Below are 15840 nucleotides of genomic sequence, written 5' to 3' on the forward strand. Positions count from 1 at the left end.
CGGCCGTCGGGGCGCGGACATGGCGATCGCACCCGGGGAAGCTGGCTCGCTGCATGCGAATCTTCAGTGCTCGCCGGTTATTATCATTCAACTTTATTGTGTCGGGCAGAACATGCTGCAATATCCAAAATTCGACCCCATCGCCCTGCAGATCGGACCGCTGGCCATTCATTGGTACGGGCTGATGTACCTGGCGGGCTTCGCCCTTGTGTACCTGCTGGGCCGGCGCCGCATCACCAGCGGCCACACCACGTCGCTGAACGTGCGGGATCTGGAAGACCTGATCTTCTATAGCGTGCTGGGCGTGGTGCTGGGGGGCCGGCTGGGCTACGTGCTGTTCTACAAGCCGGCGTACTACCTGGCGAATCCCCTGGAAGTGCTGTACCTGTGGCAGGGTGGCATGTCGTTTCACGGCGGCCTGATCGGCGTGATTCTTGTGATGCTGCTGTTCGCGCGCAAGAAACGTCTGCCTTTTTTCGCGGTCAGCGACTTCATCGCTCCGCTGATCCCGCTGGGACTGGGCTTTGGCCGCCTGGGCAACTTCATCAATGGCGAACTGTGGGGCCGGCCGACCGACGTGCCGTGGGCCATGGTGTTCCCGGACAGCGGCGACGGGCTGCCGCGCCATCCTTCGCAGCTCTATGAGCTGGGCCTGGAAGGCATCGTGCTGTTTGTGCTGCTGTGGTGGTTTTCGAGCAAGCCGCGTCCGCTGGGTCAGGTGAGCGGGCTTTTCCTGATGGGTTACGGAACCTTCCGCTTCCTGGTGGAGTTCACCCGCGAGCCAGACAACTTCCTGGGTCTGCTCGCGGGCGGACTGAGCATGGGGCAGTGGCTGTCCCTGCCGATGGTCGCCCTGGGCGCCATCGTGTTCAGTCTTACTGCAAAACGATCGTCCCGTTGACCGCGATACTGACCGTGACGTCTCCCGCTTCCAGGGGGACGCTCGAGTTGTAGCTGCCGGAGGCATCCTTGGACATGGCCGAGGCGCCCATCATGCGCGGCATCGGCACCGGCCCGCCCGAGCCGCCCAGTTCAAGCCTGGACAGGCGGTAGCCCGAGAAACCAAAGGCATTGGCCGCAGCCAGCGCGCGGTCCTTGAAGGCCTGCGCGGCATCCTTCAGCAGTTTGCGCTCTTCGGCATCGCGCGCCTCGCGCGACAGCGAGAAACTGATGTTGGAAATGGCGGTCTTGTCCGACAGCTTGGAAGCCAAGGCGGCGGCGGCTGCGAAGTCCTTGGATTCAAGCACGATCTCGCCTTGGCCGCGCCAGGAACTGATCTTTCCCTTGCTGCTCATGTTGGGCCAGACGTTGAAGCCGCTCGTGCTGACATCCACGCCCTTGGTATCGCGAGCACGGCTGACGACGTCTTCCAACGCCGCGGTCAACTTCTTGCCGGCGGACGGCTGGTCCGCCGCTTCAACTTCAGCAGACAGGGAAATGCGGACAGTGTCCTGCCTGACCTCGGAAGACGCCATGGCCTGCAGCGTCATCTCGGGAGAACGGTTGGCGGCCGGTTCCGTGACGGCGGGCGCGGTAGCCGGCGCCTGGGCCTGTGCATAAACGGGTTGAGCGGCGGCGATAGCGGCCACGGCTGCGCACGCTGCACCGAGTTTGGTCAGCGAAAAAACAGGGTGTTGGAACATGGACTGGTCCTAGGAGGGAGGACGAAGGGGGAGTGCCGAGGCGCCCGACGCGGACCTGCTCTTATGGCAGGCCCGCTGGGATAGATGCCCCGCCTGTGCCGTCAAGGCCGGCATCTCGAACCCTGAGGTTCAAGGTGGTCGCGTTCCGTAGAGCATCGGGTTCGTCTACGAGAGACAATCACTCCAGCTCTGCACTCCCGCAACCAATATGCCAAAAAGACATAGGTTCAGAGAATGTATGGCCTAGTCACGGACACGGCAGGGACAAACTGAAAAATCTTGAATACTGCTTATGAACGTTAGAGCAGTTTTTCCTGACCCGACAAGGCGTCATCGAGTACTGCGTTCATGTCCTCAATTCTACGCTTGAAGTCGCCGACCGCCAAACCGCCCAGCGGACCATCGGGCGCTTTCATCGCAAGCAGCTCGCCAGCGACCTGCAAAGCGGCCATGACGGCGATGCGCTCGTTGCTGGAAATCTTGCCCGTGCCCTGGATGCGCAGCATGAGTTGATCCACGTGGCGCACGGCGGCCATCAGCGTGGGCTTCTCTTCCGCGGAGCACGCCAGGGAATAGTCGCGCCCCAGTATCGTTACGTCTACACGTTCCATCAGTGTTGCTCTCCGGACGGCGCACCCGGCAAGCGGGCCAGTACGGCGTCGATGCGCTCGCGAGCCGCGGCGGCGGCAACGCGCAAGCGCTGTAATTCAGTGTCGCGGGTTTGCAGGTTGCCCTGCAATTCGGTTTCCCTGGCGGAAAACCGCGACTCGAGCGACTGGCGCTCCGTGGTCTCGCGCGCGAGCTGTTCGCGCAAGGCGACCTCGGCTTGCTGAGCCTGCTCGAGCATGGCGGTGACCGCGCCGTCGTGATCTTGAAGCTTGCTTTGCAGCGTGACGATCTCAGCCTCGCGCTCGGCGGCGCGCTGCTTGAGCACGCGTTGCTCAGCTTCGAAATCGTTCAGGCGGAGGCGCAACGCGTCACGCTCGGCGTGGAGTTGGCGGGTGCGTTGCACCAGTTGCCCGATTCGGGCGGCGAGTTGGTCTAGATCTTGCAGCATGGGCGCTATCGTAAACCATCCTGGGTTGAACCGGGCCTCTTCACGCAAGGTGAGAAACCCGGCAATATTCAGTAGGAAATACGGTTAGGATTCGGGCGGCGGAAGGTTACCGATTCTTGGATGCGATGGAAAGTCCCATCCGCCAAAATTGCCGCGTCCGGCCGATCCGGCTTTCGCATTTCTTTCTATAAACTTTCACTTAGCTTTCAAAAAGCCCTCAATCTTCCCGTACCGTTACAAATCGGGGTCGGGAGTTCCCCAATTCTAGGGAAAACCCCAGGCTTTCACAGAGCTTACAGGGTTTGCAGCGTGGCGGGCGTCCATTACCATTCGCCCTTTCAAGAAACCACGCCGTCGCTTTCAAAAGAACTAATGGCACACAGAAGTGCCTTTTTTGTGCCTGTCACTCGCCTGTCGGCGAGTTCCATCCGGCTACAAACCTCTTTTTATCTACATGCTGTAAACAGGAGCCAACCAATCATGCAGCTACGCAATCGACAGGACTTCTGGTCTGGGGTGATGTTCATCGCCCTTGGACTGGGATTCGCCTGGCAGGCCAGCAGCTACCAAATGGGTACTGCTGCCCGAATGGGCCCAGGGTACTTTCCGTTCTGGCTAGGCATCGTTCTCTCATTGCTGGGCGCCATCGTGCTGCTTAGCTCGCTGTCAAAGAAAGCCCAGGAAACGCACGTCGACAAGTTCGACTGGCGCATCCTGTTCCTCGTCGTGGGCTCCGTGGTTCTCTACGGCTTCATCCTCAAGCCGCTGGGTATCTATATCTCGGTGTTCATCCTGGTTGTCATCAGCAGCCTGGCCAGCCACGAGTTCAGCCTGAAGGTCGCCGTCGCCAACGCGATCTTCCTGGTGCTCTTCTCGTATCTGGCATTCGTCAAGGGGCTGGGGCTGATTTTCCCGCTGTGGCCGTCGTTTCTGGGCATGAACTAAGGAGCAACCGGTCATGGAATTGTTTGACAACCTGATGTTGGGTTTCTCGGTGGCGTTCACGCCCGAGAACCTGTTCTACGCACTGCTGGGCTGCATCCTGGGTACGCTGATCGGCGTGCTGCCGGGCATCGGCCCCGTCCCGACGATCGCAATGCTGTTGCCGATCACGTACGTGCTGCCCCCGATCGCAGGCCTGATCATGCTGGCCGGCATCTATTACGGCGCCCAGTACGGCGGATCCACTACAGCCATTCTCGTGGCGCTTCCAGGGGAAACCTCCGCGGTGGTGACCGTGCTGGACGGTCACCAGATGGCCCGCAACGGCCGCGCTGGCGCCGCACTGGCCATCGCAGCCCTGGGTTCGTTCTTCGCCGGTTGCGTCGCCACGCTGCTGCTGGCTGCCTTCGCGCCTCCGCTGGCTGAAGTCGCCTTCAAGTTCGGCCCCGCCGAGTACTTCTCGCTGATGTGCCTGGGCCTGGTCGGCGCCGTGGTGCTGGCCTCGGGCTCGCTGCCCAAGGCGATCGCGATGATCATCCTGGGCCTGCTGCTGGGCATGGTCGGCACCGACGTCAACTCGGGCGTTGCCCGCTACGACTTCGGCATCCCCGAACTGCAAGACGGCATCGACTTCGCCATCGTGGCCATGGGCGTGTTCGGCTTTGCCGAAATCATGACCAACCTGGAACAGAAGGAAAACCGCGTCGACATCACCGACAAGATCGGCACGCTGTACCCGAACAAGCAGGAATTCAAGGAAGCCTACCCGGCGGTGCTGCGCGGCACGGCATTGGGTTCGGCCCTGGGCATCCTGCCTGGCGGCGGCGCCGTGCTGTCGTCGTTCGCTTCCTACACGCTGGAAAAGAAGATCTCGAAGAATCCGGAACGCTTCGGCAAGGGCCATCCGGCCGGCCTGGCTGGTCCGGAATCGGCGAACAACGCTGCTGCCCAGACCTCGTTCATCCCGCTGCTGACGCTTGGTATCCCGGGCAACGCCGTGATGGCGCTGATGGTCGGCGCGATGACGATCCACAACATCCAGCCCGGCCCGCAAGTCATGACGAGCCACCCGGAGCTGTTCTGGGGCCTGATCGCCTCGATGTGGATCGGCAACCTGATGCTGGTGGTGCTGAACCTGCCGCTGATCGGCCTGTGGGTCAAGCTGCTGAAGGTGCCCTACCGCATCCTGTTCCCGGCGATTCTGGTGTTCTGCACGATCGGTGTGTATTCGCTGAACTACAACCCGTTCGACATCTTCACCACCGCCATGTTCGGCATCATCGGCTACCTGTGGTCCAAGCTGAAGTGCGAAGGCGCCCCGCTGCTGCTGGGCCTGGTGCTGGGCCCCATGATGGAAGAGAACTTCCGTCGCGCCCTGCTGCTGTCTCGCGGCGACTTCACCACCTTCGTGACGCGTCCGCTGTCGGCCTCGCTGCTGGCTGTCGCGGTCTTCCTGGTGATCCTGGTGGCCCTGCCCGCCATTCGCAAGAAGCGCGAAGAGACCTTCGTCGAAGAAGAATAAAGCGCGTTCCGCCGCCTTGCGGCGGCGTTCTCGCCTCCAAACCCCCGGGCCCTGCCCGGGGGTTTTTTCTTGGCGAACGGAACATCGACCGCCCAAAGCTACTAGAAATTACAACACGCTACAAAACGTGGGCCGCAGTCGACTATCTACGTTAAGCTACGGGTTTACCCCACGCGATTATTCGACATGAATTTCGACTGGAAGAATCCCTACCCTACCACCCGCGCGCCGGTGTTCGCCCGCAATGTCGTCGCCACGTCGCAACCGCTGGCCGCCCAGGCGGGATTGCGGATCCTTGCCCTCGGCGGCAATGCGGTCGACGCGGCGATCGCCGCCGCCGCCACGCTGGCCCTGACCGAACCGGTCAGCAACGGCCTTGGTTCGGACTGCTTCGCCATCATCTGGGACGGGTCCCGGCTGCATGGATTGAACGCGTCGGGTACGGCGCCCGCCGCCTGGAATGTGGATTACTTCCGGCGCAAGCACCAGGGTGTGATTCCCACCCGGGGCTGGGACAGCGTGACGGTGCCAGGCTGCGTGGCCGGCTGGGGCGCCCTGCATGAAAAACTGGGCCGCATGGCGTTTGCCGACGTGCTGGCGCCGGCCATCGAATACGCGGAACGCGGCTACGCGGTGTCGCCCATCGTCCAGGAAAAATGGGCCGCGCAGGCCGACATCCTCCAGCCGCAACCCGGCTTCGCCCAACATTTCCTGCCGCGCGGCCGCGCCCCACATATCGGCGAGCACTTCGTGCTGCAGGGCGCGGCGACCACGCTCAAGCGCATTGCGGCCAGCGGCGGGCGGGACTTCTACGAAGGCGAAACGGCGCACAAGCTGGTGGCGCACGCGCAGGCGCATGACGCCGCCCTGACGCTGGCGGACCTGCGCAACTACACGCCGGAATGGGTCACGCCGATCAGCCAGTCCTACCGCGGCCATACACTGCATCAGATCCCTCCCAATGGCCAGGGCATCGCCGCGCTGATCGCCTTGGGCATCCTGCAGAACTTCGATCTGGCGGCCCGTCCGATCGACCATCCCGATACCCAGCACCTGCTGATCGAGGCCATGAAACTGGCTTTCGCCGATGTCTATGCGCACGTGGCCGATGCGCGCCACATGCGCCTGACACCCGAGCAGATGCTGCGCGCCGACTATCTGGCCGAGCGCGCCCGCCTGATCGATCCCCGCGTCGCCCAGGCGTTCGCCCCCGGTCATGCGCCGCAAGGCGGAACCGTCTACCTGACCGCGGCGGACAGGAACGGCATGATGGTGAGCTTCATCCAGTCGAACTACATGGGCTTCGGTTCCGGGGTCGTGGTGCCGGGCACCGGCGTCAGCCTGCAGAACCGCGGGCATTGCTTCAGCACCGACCCGGACCATCCCAACGTGGTGGCCGGCGGCAAGCGGCCCTTTCACACCATCATCCCCGGCTTCCTGATGCGCGACGGCGCTCCCGTGATGAGCTTTGGCGTCATGGGCGGCAATATGCAGCCCCAGGGGCAGGTGCAGACACTGGTGCGCATGCTGGACTACGGCCAGCAGCCCCAGACCGCCTGCGACGCTCCTCGCTGGAAATGGAACCAGGGCCTGGCGGTGGACGTGGAACCCGCCATCTCCCCGGCCGTCGCGCAAGGACTGCGCGCGCGTGGCCACGTCCTCGAGGGCATTGACGACCCCTACATGGACTTCGGATCGGGCCAGTTCATCTGGCGCCTGGGAGATCCGGCGGTGGACGGCTACGTCAGCGCCAGCGACAGCCGTCGCGACGGACTCGCCGCCGGCTTTTGATTGCGTTAAGGTTAGTGTCCTGAGACAGACCTTACCTTTCTAGAGCGGAGTCCCCTGCATGGCAACGATCGGTACCAAGAGCTACGACGCGGTCGTAGCCCAGAAAGTCGCTTTCCTCGGATTGGGCGTGATGGGCCTGCCCATGGCTGGCCATCTGGCACGCGCCGGCCACGACGTGACCGTCTACAACCGTACGCCCGCCAAGGCGCAGGCCTGGGCCGCGGAATTTGGCGGCCGTAGCGCCACCACGCCGCGCGAAGCCGTTGCCGGCGCGCAAATCGTCTTCGCCTGCGTCGGCAATGACGACGACCTGCGCAGCGTTGTGCTGGGGCCGGACGGCGCGTTCTCGGGCATGGCGCCCGGCGCCATTTTCGTCGACCACACCACTGCGTCGGCGGATGTGGCGCGCGAGCTCTACTCGCAAGCCAAGGATCTTGGCCTGAATTTCGTGGATGCGCCCGTATCGGGCGGCCAGGCCGGCGCCGTCAATGGCGTGCTGACGATCATGTGCGGCGGAGAGCACGCCGCGTTCGACGCCATCAAGCCCGTGGCCCAGAGCTTCGGTCGCGCGGTCACGCTGGTGGGCCCTCCGGGCGCCGGACAGTTGGCCAAGATGGTCAACCAGATCTGCATCGCAGGCATCGTTCAAGGCTTGTCCGAAGCCGTGGCGTTCGGTCAGGCCGCCGATCTGGACATGAAGCTTGTGCTGGACGTGATCAGCAAGGGCGCGGCGCAAAGCTGGCAGATGGAGAACCGCGGCGGCACCATGGTCGACGACAAGTTCGAGTTTGGCTTCGCGGTCGACTGGATGCGCAAGGACCTGGGCCTGGTGCTGGCCGAGGCGCGCAACAACGGCGCGCGCCTGCCCTTGACCGCCCTGGTGGACCAGTTCTACGGCGACGTCCAGAAGATGGGCGGCGGCCGCTGGGATACGTCCAGCCTGGTCAAGCGCCTGCGCGACTGACCCGGCCTGTACACCAAAAAAAAGCGAGCCACGAGGCTCGCTTTTTTCTTGCCGCGCGGTTCGCGCTTTACGCAGCCAGGCTGGTTTGCGCCGTGCCCGGGAGCAGCGCGTCGATGCGTTGCCTGGCCTGCGCCACGCCTTCGAGCGCGGCCACTTCACCCATGGCCATGCCTTCGGCGGCGATGAAGTTGACGTCGTTCATTCCCAAGAAGCCCAGCATCTGGCGCAGATACGGCGTCAGCGTGTCGGACGGCGTGCCTTCGGCCTTGCCGCCGCGCGCGGTCAGGACAAACACCTGCTTACCCTTGACGAGGCCCTCCGGCACGCCTTCCGGCGTATAACGGAACGTGACGCCGGCCCGGGCCAGATGGTCCAGATAGCTCTTGAATTGCGCGGGCAGGTTGAAGTTGTACACGGGCACGGCAAAGACGATGCGGTCCGCTTCCATCAGTTCAGCCACCAGGGAATCGCTCAGTTCGACGATGCGTTGCTGTTCGACGCTGCGGGCCTCGGCGGGAGTGAACAAGGCGCCGGCGGTGTTGCCGTCGAAATACGGAATGGGTTCGGCGCCGATGTCGCGAACCTTGACGATGGCTGCCGGGTTGGAAGCCTTGACGCGCGCAATCAGGTGATCGGCCAATTGCTTGCTGTTGGAACGCTCGCCGAGAATCGAGGAAAGAATAACCAGGGTCTTCATTGCAAATATCTCCAGTGATTGCCCGCGCATCGCGGGCGGTCAGGATCTGTCAGCGCCACGCCTGAGCCCGAAAGGGTCAACGGACTTGGCTTGCCGCCGGATGGCGTTGGCAGATCCCGAATGCATGGCGTCACTGTAGACGGGTTAATTGAACACATAAATACGGGTAAGATGAACTGTTCGTTCCAAACATAGAACAATCATGCAAGATCTCAATGACCTCTATTACTTCTCCCAAGTCGTCGAGCAAGGCGGCTTCAGCGCCGCGGCAAGGGCGCTGGACATCCCGAAATCCCGCTTGTCACGCCGGATCTCGCACCTGGAGGAGAGCCTGGGCGTGCGGCTCTTGCAACGCACCACCCGCCGCCTGCGCCTGACCTCGGCCGGGGAACGCTACCTGCACTACTGCCGGGAAATGGCCGCTTCCGCGCGCGCGGCGGACGACGCCATGCGGCAACTGCAGTCCGAGCCCACCGGCCCGGTTATCGTGAGCTGCCCGGTATCCATCGCGCAGGACGTGCTGGCCCCGCTGCTGCCGGAATTCCTGGACGCCTGGCCGGCCGTATCGGTGCAGCTGCTGGTCACCAACCGCCGCGTGGACCTGATCCGCGAAGGCGTGGACCTGGCGCTGCGTGTCCGGACCAAGCTGGACACGGACGCGGAACTGGTCGTGAGGCACCTGGGCACGGCGCGCGGCACGCTGGTGGCCAGCCCGAGCTACCTGCAGCGCCATGGCGCGCCGGATACGCCGCAGGACCTGGCGACCCACACCACGCTGAGCTTCAGCGACCCGCAAAACGAAGTGCGCTGGCCGCTGCGCAACGACAAGGGCGAAGAGGTGCATATCGAGCTCAAGCCGCAGCTGTCTTGCAACGACTTCATCGTGCTGACCGAAGCGGCCGTGCGCGGCCGGGGCATCGCGTTGCTGCCGTCGATAGCCACGCAGGAAGAACTGCGCCGCGGCCAGCTCGTGCCGGTGCTGCCGCAATGGCAGTCGCCGGAGGGCATCGTGCATTGCATCTATCCATCACGGCGGGGGATGATGCCCGCCGTGCGCACCCTGCTCGACTTCCTGTCCCAGCGCTTGCCGTCGATGTACCAGCGGCTGGAAAAGACTCCGGCGCCAGCGGCTCAATAGCCGCGCGAGCGCTCCACCACGCCGGTGATGGACTCGCCGCGCAGCAGCTGAGCCACCTTGCCCGCGATCTGCCCGATGCTTTCGTCGCGCAGCGTGCGCGCCGCGATGTGGGGCGTGACATGGACACGCGGGTCGCGCCAGAAGGGGTGGTCCTTGGGCAGCGGCTCGGTGTGGAAGACGTCCAGCGTGGCGCCGGCGATCTCTCCTTCTTCGAGCATCTGGACCAGGTCGTCCTCGACCAGGTGCTCGCCGCGACCCACGTTGACCAGATGCGCTTCGGGCAGGAGCCGCGACAGGGTCTCGCGATTGAGGATGCCCTGCGTATCCGGCGTAAGAGGCAGCACGTTCACGAGAAAGCGCGTGCGCGCCAGGAAGGCCGGCAAGGCGGCCTCGCCCGCGAAGGATTCCACGCCGGGAATCTCGCGCGGCGAGCGCGACCATCCCGCCACCGGGTAGCCGAAGCCGGCCAGGGTCTGCGCGACCCGCGCGCCCACCTGCCCCAGCCCCAGGACGCCGACCGGCCAATCGGCCTGCCGCGTGCCTTCCCGGGTATCCCAGTGCTGGCGCGCCTGCGCGTGATCGAAGGCCTCGAAATCGCGCGAGACGCGCAGCAGCGCATACAGCGCGTACTCGGCCATCTGCACCGACATGCCGGCGTCCTCCAGGCGCACGATGCGCACGTGCTGGGGGATCTCGGGCATCTTCAGCAAGGCGTCGACGCCCGCGCCCAGGTTGAACAGGGTCTGCAGGCCGGTCTCATGCTTGAAGAGCTCGACAGGCGGCCGCCATACGAGGGCGACTTCCGCGCCGGAGGGCGGACCGTCCGGATTCCATACGGAGATGCGGCAGCCGGGCATGGCGGCTTCAAGGCGAGGCACCCAGGCATCGGGATCGTGGTGGGGGCAGGCAAAGAGAATATGCATGGTGGCAGTGCGCGGGCGATGAAAAGCACAAGCATGAGGGATGGCGCGGCACAAATCAAACGGCCCGGCATGAAGCCGGGCCGTCGATGCCGCGACAGAGGTATCCGCTCAGGCCGTTTGCGGCACCTGGGGCTTGTTCTTGCCCTTGTTGCGGCGCAGGAAGGCCCAGACCTGCAGCACGATCAGCAAGGTGCTGGCGGCAATGAACCAGGCGCTGATCGGACGTTCGACGAACACCGCCAGGTCACCCCGCGACAACAGCAGCGCGCGGCGGAAGTTCTCTTCCACCATGGGTCCGAGCACGAAGCCGAGCAGGATGGGAGCCACCGAGAATTCCAGCGTCATGAGGATGGCGCCGATCACACCGAAGGCCAGCACTTCCCAGATCTGGAAGAGGCTGTTCTGCGTGCTGAACACACCCACCGCGATGAAGAACAGCGCGGACGGGAACAGGTAGCGGTAAGGCACCTGCAGCAGCTTCACCCAGACGCCGATCAGCGGCACGTTCAACACCATCAGCAGCACGTTGCCCACCCAGAAGCTGGCGATCAGCCCCCAGAAGATGTCCGGATGCTCGGTGATGAGCTGCGGCCCCGGCTGGATGCCCTGGATCAGCAACGCGCCCAGGATGAGCGCCATCACGGCGTCGCCAGGAATGCCCAGACTCATCGTCGGGATAAAGTCGACCTGCGTCTTGGAGTGCGAGGAAGCTTCTGGCGAGGCCACGCCCGCGATCATGCCGGTGCCGAACTTCTCGGGCGTCTTGGATATCTTGCGTTCGAGCGCATAGGCCACGAACGTGGTGATGGTCGGGCCGGTGCCGGGCATGGCGCCGAACAGCGTGCCGACGGCCGTGCCGCGCACCATGGGCCAGAACGCCGTCTTGAGTTCCTGCTTGCTGGGCCGCATGTCGCGCAGGCGCAGCTTGGCGCCGCTGCCTATGATGGTCATGCGGTTCACGCTCATCAGGAAGTCGGCCACGCCGAACAGGCCCATCGAGATCGCCACCAGTTCCAGGCCATCGGACAGGTCCAGCAAGCCGAACGAGAAGCGGATGGTGCCGGTGTTCACGTCGGTGCCGACCACCCCGCACATCAGGCCGAACAAGGTCATGGCCACGCCCTTGAGCGGAGAACCGCGCGACATCGTGGCGCCCGCCAGCAGGCCCAGCAGCATGATCGAGAAGATCTCGGTCGGGCCGAACTTGAACGCGACCTCCACCAGCAGGGGCGACGCGAAGATCATGACGATGATGCCGACCGACGCCGCGAAGAACGAGCAGATCATCGTGATGCCGAGCGCTGTTCCCCCCTTGCCCTGCTTGGTCAATGGATAACCGTCAAGGCAGGTGACCGCGTGCGGCGGATGCGAAGGCAGGTTGAGCAGGATCGCGCCAATGGCGCCGCCGTATTGCGAGCCATAGAAAATGCCGGCCAGCATCAGGATGGCGGGCACCGGCTGCATGACGTAGGTCAACGGCAACAGGATGGAAATGGCCGACAGGGCGCCCATGCCGGGCAGCACGCCGATGAGGTTGCCCACGAGCACGCCGAAGAACGACCACATCAGGTTGTGCCACTGGAACGCGACGCCGAAGCCGTACCAAAGGTCTACCAAAGATTGAGAGATCATGGCGCTTCAACCCCAACGAAACAGCGGCAGCTGCAATTGCAGCGCCCACCAGAAAACAACGACCGCGATGGCGGACATGGCGATCGACAGCAGGACCGCCTGCTTGATCGTGTTCTTGCGATCCCCCAGCGCCGAAATGAAGACTATGGCGAACGTGGCGGGCAGCAGGCCGCCGTAATGGCCCAGCAGCAGGAAGGCCAGGATGCCAAGCAGGATGCACGCGCTGCCGCGGAAATCCGGCATGCCGTGCGCATGGCCATCGCCGGGCGCCGGCGCGGTGGAGTCGCCCGAACGCGCCGATACCGCGATCAGCACGCCCGTCAGCGCGAGCAGGCCCCCAAGCGCGGCGGGAAAGAAGCCCGGGCCCATGTGGCTGAGCGAGCCGATGTGATAGTCGGTTCCGCCGTAGATCGCGCCCAGCCCGATCAGGACCATCAGCGCACCGCCGTAGTAGTCCTTTCTATTGATTGTTTTTTGCACTTCCATCCTCCTTCCTGGTGCAGGACCGTGCCGGCCCTTGATGTGCCGCTCGGAACGAGCGCCACCCGGCCCCTGACGACAGGCCGGAACGCAGATTACGGAAGGAAGCTGCTAATCCGCTTTCTGTGCGCTGTCGCGTTCCTGAATCCAGGGGTTATCCCTGAGCGGAAGCCGCAATCGGCGCGAAATAAGCGGAGAGAAGATTGAAAGCCGGGAGGCTACTGATCGCCCTTGAGCTCGACGTCGATCGGCCTTGGGTACTGCGACACAATGGGCGCGAGCGGCAGCCACAGCACGGCCGCCAGGCCGACGCCGCCCCTGTCGTTGGACTCGCCATCGCGCAGTTCGATGTCGCCATCGTTGCGCCTGGCGTAGGCGCGCGCGATCGCCAACCCCAGGCCGGAGCCCGAGGACGCGACAGGCTTGTCCGTGCCCACGCGCTCGAAACGCGCGAAGGCGCGCACGCGCAAGACCGGGTCCAGGCCGGGGCCGTTATCGGACACGGCGACCTCGACGCGGTTCTCCAGCCGACAGACGGAGACCGTGATGCGCGCGCCGACGGGGGCATAGTGAATCGCGTTGTGCACCAGGTTCGATAGCGCCTCGTGCAGCTCGGCCTCGTTCCCGGAGACGGCCACCGGCGTTTCCAGCCCTTCTTCGGAGCCCGCCTGCACCCACCCCAGATCCTGCTGTTTCTCGTGGGCCAGCGGCAGGTATTGCAGCACGACTTCACGGGAGACGGCGTTCATGTCCAACAGTTGGCGTGGCAGCGGGGCGGCCTGGTTGGCGTGCGCAAGCGAGAGCAGCTGCTCGGTCAGGCGGCGCGTGCGGCCCAGCTGGTCAACGATGGCGCGCAGGCCTTCCTGGGCGCGCGCCGGATCGCGTTCGCGCAGCGCGTATTGCGCCTGCGTCAGCATGATGGCCAGCGGCGTGCGCAACTGATGGGAGGCGTCGGCCAGGAAGTGCGACTGCTCGTCCAGCACCCGCCGATAGCGGGCGATATGGTGATTGACGGCCTCGACCAGGGGCGCGACTTCGCTGGGCACGCGCGAGGCGTCCAGCGGCGTCAGGTCGTCCGGGCGGCGCCCGCGGATATCCGCGCGCAGCCGACGCAAAGGCTTGAGCGCCCACGACACGCCCCACCAGACCAGCACCACCACCAGCGCGAGCATCCGCGCATCGCGCAGGATCTCCTGGCGCCGCGCGTTGTTCTCGGCCTCGATGCGCTTGCCGGTGCTTTCCGCCACCACCACCAGCACCTGGCGGTGCTGGCCTTGGTAATAGAGGTCGCGCACCACCGATACCACCCGCACCGGATCGTTGCGGTACACGCTGTCGTAAAAGATGGGCTGCCCGTTCGAACGAGGCCAGTTGGGGGGACGCGGCATTTCCGGCATGCCCAGCAAGGTCTTGCCTTGGGTCACGGGCACGGCGGCGCCGTCCGGCAGGGGCGGATCGATTTCCTCGATGCGGAAGTACTTGCGCAGGCCGGCGCGGGACTCGAGCATGACCTGCGCGTACAGCGGCGTGGCCACCTGAAGATTGCCTTCGGGCGTGAACTCCAGGCTGCTTTCCAGCACGCGGGCGGGCTCCACCAGCGCGCTGTCATAGGCTTCGTTGGTGATCTCCGACAGGGTGCGGTAGTCGTTCAGGGAGTCGATGACCAGCAGCACCACCACGCCGGGCAGCAACAAGATGATCAGCAGCGCGCGAATGCCGACGCGCGGCAATCCCGGAATCCGCAGGCTCACTTGGTGCCTGTGGATTCCGCGGACTCACTGGCAACGCTTTCCAGCATGTAGCCCAGTCCGCGCACGGTCACGATGCGCACGTCGCTGCCGGCCAGCTTCTTGCGCAGGCGGTGCAGCACGACCTCTATGGCGTCGGGATTGGCTTCGCTGTCGTGCGTGAAGACCTTGCCGAACAACTGGGACTTGTCCACGGGATAGCCGCTGCGGGTCAACAGCGCCGCCAGGGCGGCGTGTTCGCGCGGGGTCAGGAACAGCAGCGAGCCGTCCAGCGTGAACGCGCGGCTTTCGCTGTCGTAGGAGAGCGAACCGCACTGCAGCCGCGGATGCTGGCGGCCGCGGCTGCGGCGCACCAGCGCGGTCAGCCGCGCTTCCAGTTCTTCCAGCGCGAAAGGCTTGGTCAGGAAGTCGTCCGCGCCCAGGTTCAGGCCGCGCACCCGATCTTGCAGCGCGCCCTGGGCGGTCAGCAGCAAGACGGGGGTGCGGTCGTCGCGGTTGCGCATTTCGCGCAGGACCACCAGCCCGTGCTTGTCGGGCAGGCGCAGGTCCATGACGATGGCGTCATATTCCGTGCCCGCCATGAAAGCCTCAGCCGTGCGGGCATCCGCCGCGTGGTCCGGCACGAATCCGCTTTGAGCGAGCGCGCGCATCAACCAGGACGCCATGTCCCGTTCGTCTTCAACCAACAATATGCGCATGACCGTCCGTTCCTTCGGGCAAATTCTCTGCCGCCCGCTGACCATGCACGCGTTGGCGCAGATAGCGGGTTTCGTGATGACGCCGAAAGAGGATAGCCGACAACTCGTTCAACGCCTGGGTATAGACGTCACGCTTGAACTCGATGACGGCATCCAGGGGTACCCAATACTGGCTCCAGCGCCAGGCATCGAATTCCGGATGCTGCGTCGCGCGCAGGCATACGTCGCTGTCACGGCCCACCAGGCGCAACAAGAACCAAATCTGTTTTTGTCCTTTATAGTGGCCACGCCACTCACGCCGGACAAAGTGATCGGGCACGTTATAACGTAACCAATCGCGTGTACGCCCCAAAATACGGACATGCTCGGGCTTCAGGCCCACCTCTTCATGGAGTTCGCGATACATGGCCTGCACCGGGCTTTCGCCATACTTGATGCCACCCTGGGGGAACTGCCATGCATGTTCCCTGATACGCTTGCCCCAAAAGACCTCGTTTCTAGTGTTGACGAGAATGATGCCGACATTGGGGCGGTAGCCTTCGCGGTCAAGCATGGGCCACCCCCACCGAATTCAATACAATTACAGTCGATTATACGTATCTGCT

General features: G+C 64.2%; 16 protein-coding genes and 1 other RNA gene. 6 read left to right on the forward strand and 11 right to left on the reverse strand.

Translation table 11 applies throughout. The features are described from left to right. Positions 1-112 precede the first annotated feature (112 nt). Positions 113-901, forward strand: coding sequence for a prolipoprotein diacylglyceryl transferase (lgt, locus tag HLG70_RS18090; RefSeq protein ID WP_171667389.1), 789 nt, complete (start codon positions 113-115; stop codon positions 899-901). Here the strand turns inward: lgt and HLG70_RS18095 are convergent. From HLG70_RS18095 to HLG70_RS18110, 4 genes are all read right to left on the reverse strand, one after another. Further along, positions 876-1643 (reverse strand): SIMPL domain-containing protein, encoded by a 768-nt coding sequence (locus tag HLG70_RS18095; RefSeq protein ID WP_171667388.1) that lies wholly within the window; start codon positions 1641-1643, stop codon positions 876-878. The genes lgt and HLG70_RS18095 overlap by 26 nt on opposite strands. 82 nt (positions 1644-1725) lie before the next feature. Next, positions 1726-1911, reverse strand: a non-coding RNA gene (ssrS, locus tag HLG70_RS18100) — 6S RNA. 31 nt (positions 1912-1942) lie between these two features. Beyond that, complete coding sequence (locus tag HLG70_RS18105) at positions 1943-2254, reverse strand: cell division protein ZapA (protein ID WP_006217444.1); 312 nt, start codon at positions 2252-2254, stop codon at positions 1943-1945. Continuing rightward, positions 2254-2700 carry a hypothetical protein gene (locus tag HLG70_RS18110; protein WP_171667387.1) on the reverse strand — a complete coding sequence of 149 codons (447 nt, stop codon included), beginning with the start codon at positions 2698-2700 and terminating at the stop codon, positions 2254-2256. The genes HLG70_RS18105 and HLG70_RS18110 overlap by 1 nt, the downstream gene beginning before the upstream one ends. Before the next feature lie 480 nt (positions 2701-3180). Here HLG70_RS18110 and HLG70_RS18115 point away from each other — a divergent pair, with 480 nt between their 5' ends. The 4 genes from HLG70_RS18115 (at position 3181) to HLG70_RS18130 (ending at position 7919) form a co-directional block, all read left to right on the forward strand. Further along, positions 3181-3645 carry a tripartite tricarboxylate transporter TctB family protein gene (locus HLG70_RS18115; protein WP_171667386.1) on the forward strand — a complete coding sequence of 155 codons (465 nt, stop codon included), beginning with the start codon at positions 3181-3183 and terminating at the stop codon, positions 3643-3645. Positions 3646-3658: 13 nt separating this feature from the next. Continuing rightward, positions 3659-5164, forward strand: coding sequence for a tripartite tricarboxylate transporter permease (locus tag HLG70_RS18120; RefSeq protein ID WP_171667385.1), 1506 nt, complete (start codon positions 3659-3661; stop codon positions 5162-5164). Positions 5165-5350: 186 nt separating this feature from the next. Continuing rightward, entirely contained in the window at positions 5351-6955 is a 1605-nt protein-coding gene (locus HLG70_RS18125) for a gamma-glutamyltransferase family protein (RefSeq protein WP_171667384.1), read from the forward strand. Positions 6956-7013: 58 nt separating this feature from the next. Further along, on the forward strand, positions 7014-7919 hold the full coding sequence (locus HLG70_RS18130; RefSeq protein WP_171667383.1) for an NAD(P)-dependent oxidoreductase: 906 nt from the start codon (positions 7014-7016) through the stop codon (positions 7917-7919). Positions 7920-7986: 67 nt separating this feature from the next. Here the strand turns inward: HLG70_RS18130 and HLG70_RS18135 are convergent, their stop codons facing one another. Next, positions 7987-8616: an FMN-dependent NADH-azoreductase gene (locus HLG70_RS18135; RefSeq protein WP_171667382.1), complete on the reverse strand. Its 630-nt coding sequence runs from the start codon at positions 8614-8616 to the stop codon at positions 7987-7989. A 202-nt stretch (positions 8617-8818) separates the two neighbouring features. Here HLG70_RS18135 and HLG70_RS18140 point away from each other — a divergent pair, with 202 nt between their 5' ends. Beyond that, positions 8819-9754, forward strand: a complete 936-nt coding sequence (locus HLG70_RS18140; RefSeq protein WP_171667381.1) for a LysR family transcriptional regulator — start codon at positions 8819-8821, stop codon at positions 9752-9754. Here the strand turns inward: HLG70_RS18140 and HLG70_RS18145 are convergent. The 6 genes from HLG70_RS18145 to HLG70_RS18170 all read right to left on the reverse strand — a co-directional run bounded on the left by HLG70_RS18145 (position 9748) and on the right by HLG70_RS18170 (position 15788). Further along, complete coding sequence (locus tag HLG70_RS18145; protein WP_171667380.1) at positions 9748-10677, reverse strand: 2-hydroxyacid dehydrogenase; 930 nt, start codon at positions 10675-10677, stop codon at positions 9748-9750. The two genes, HLG70_RS18140 and HLG70_RS18145, sit on opposite strands and share 7 nt — an antisense overlap. 108 nt (positions 10678-10785) lie before the next feature. Then, entirely contained in the window at positions 10786-12309 is a 1524-nt protein-coding gene (locus HLG70_RS18150; RefSeq protein ID WP_171667379.1) for a tripartite tricarboxylate transporter permease, read from the reverse strand. A gap of 6 nt (positions 12310-12315) precedes the next feature. Continuing rightward, the gene (locus HLG70_RS18155; protein ID WP_171667378.1) at positions 12316-12795 is read right to left on the reverse strand and encodes a tripartite tricarboxylate transporter TctB family protein; all 480 of its coding nucleotides are present in this window, start codon (positions 12793-12795) and stop codon (positions 12316-12318) included. Positions 12796-13007: 212 nt separating this feature from the next. Next, positions 13008-14540, reverse strand: a complete 1533-nt coding sequence (locus tag HLG70_RS18160; protein WP_171667377.1) for a sensor histidine kinase — start codon at positions 14538-14540, stop codon at positions 13008-13010. Then, complete coding sequence (locus HLG70_RS18165) at positions 14537-15235, reverse strand: response regulator (RefSeq protein WP_171667376.1); 699 nt, start codon at positions 15233-15235, stop codon at positions 14537-14539. The genes HLG70_RS18160 and HLG70_RS18165 overlap by 4 nt, the downstream gene beginning before the upstream one ends. Beyond that, a complete protein-coding gene (locus tag HLG70_RS18170) occupies positions 15216-15788 on the reverse strand; it encodes an RNA pyrophosphohydrolase (RefSeq protein ID WP_056327909.1) in 573 nt (190 codons plus the stop codon). The genes HLG70_RS18165 and HLG70_RS18170 overlap by 20 nt, the downstream gene beginning before the upstream one ends. Between the last annotated feature and the right edge of the window lie 52 nt (positions 15789-15840).

The organism is Achromobacter deleyi (assembly GCF_013116765.2).
Classification (GTDB): domain Bacteria; phylum Pseudomonadota; class Gammaproteobacteria; order Burkholderiales; family Burkholderiaceae_B; genus Achromobacter; species Achromobacter deleyi_A.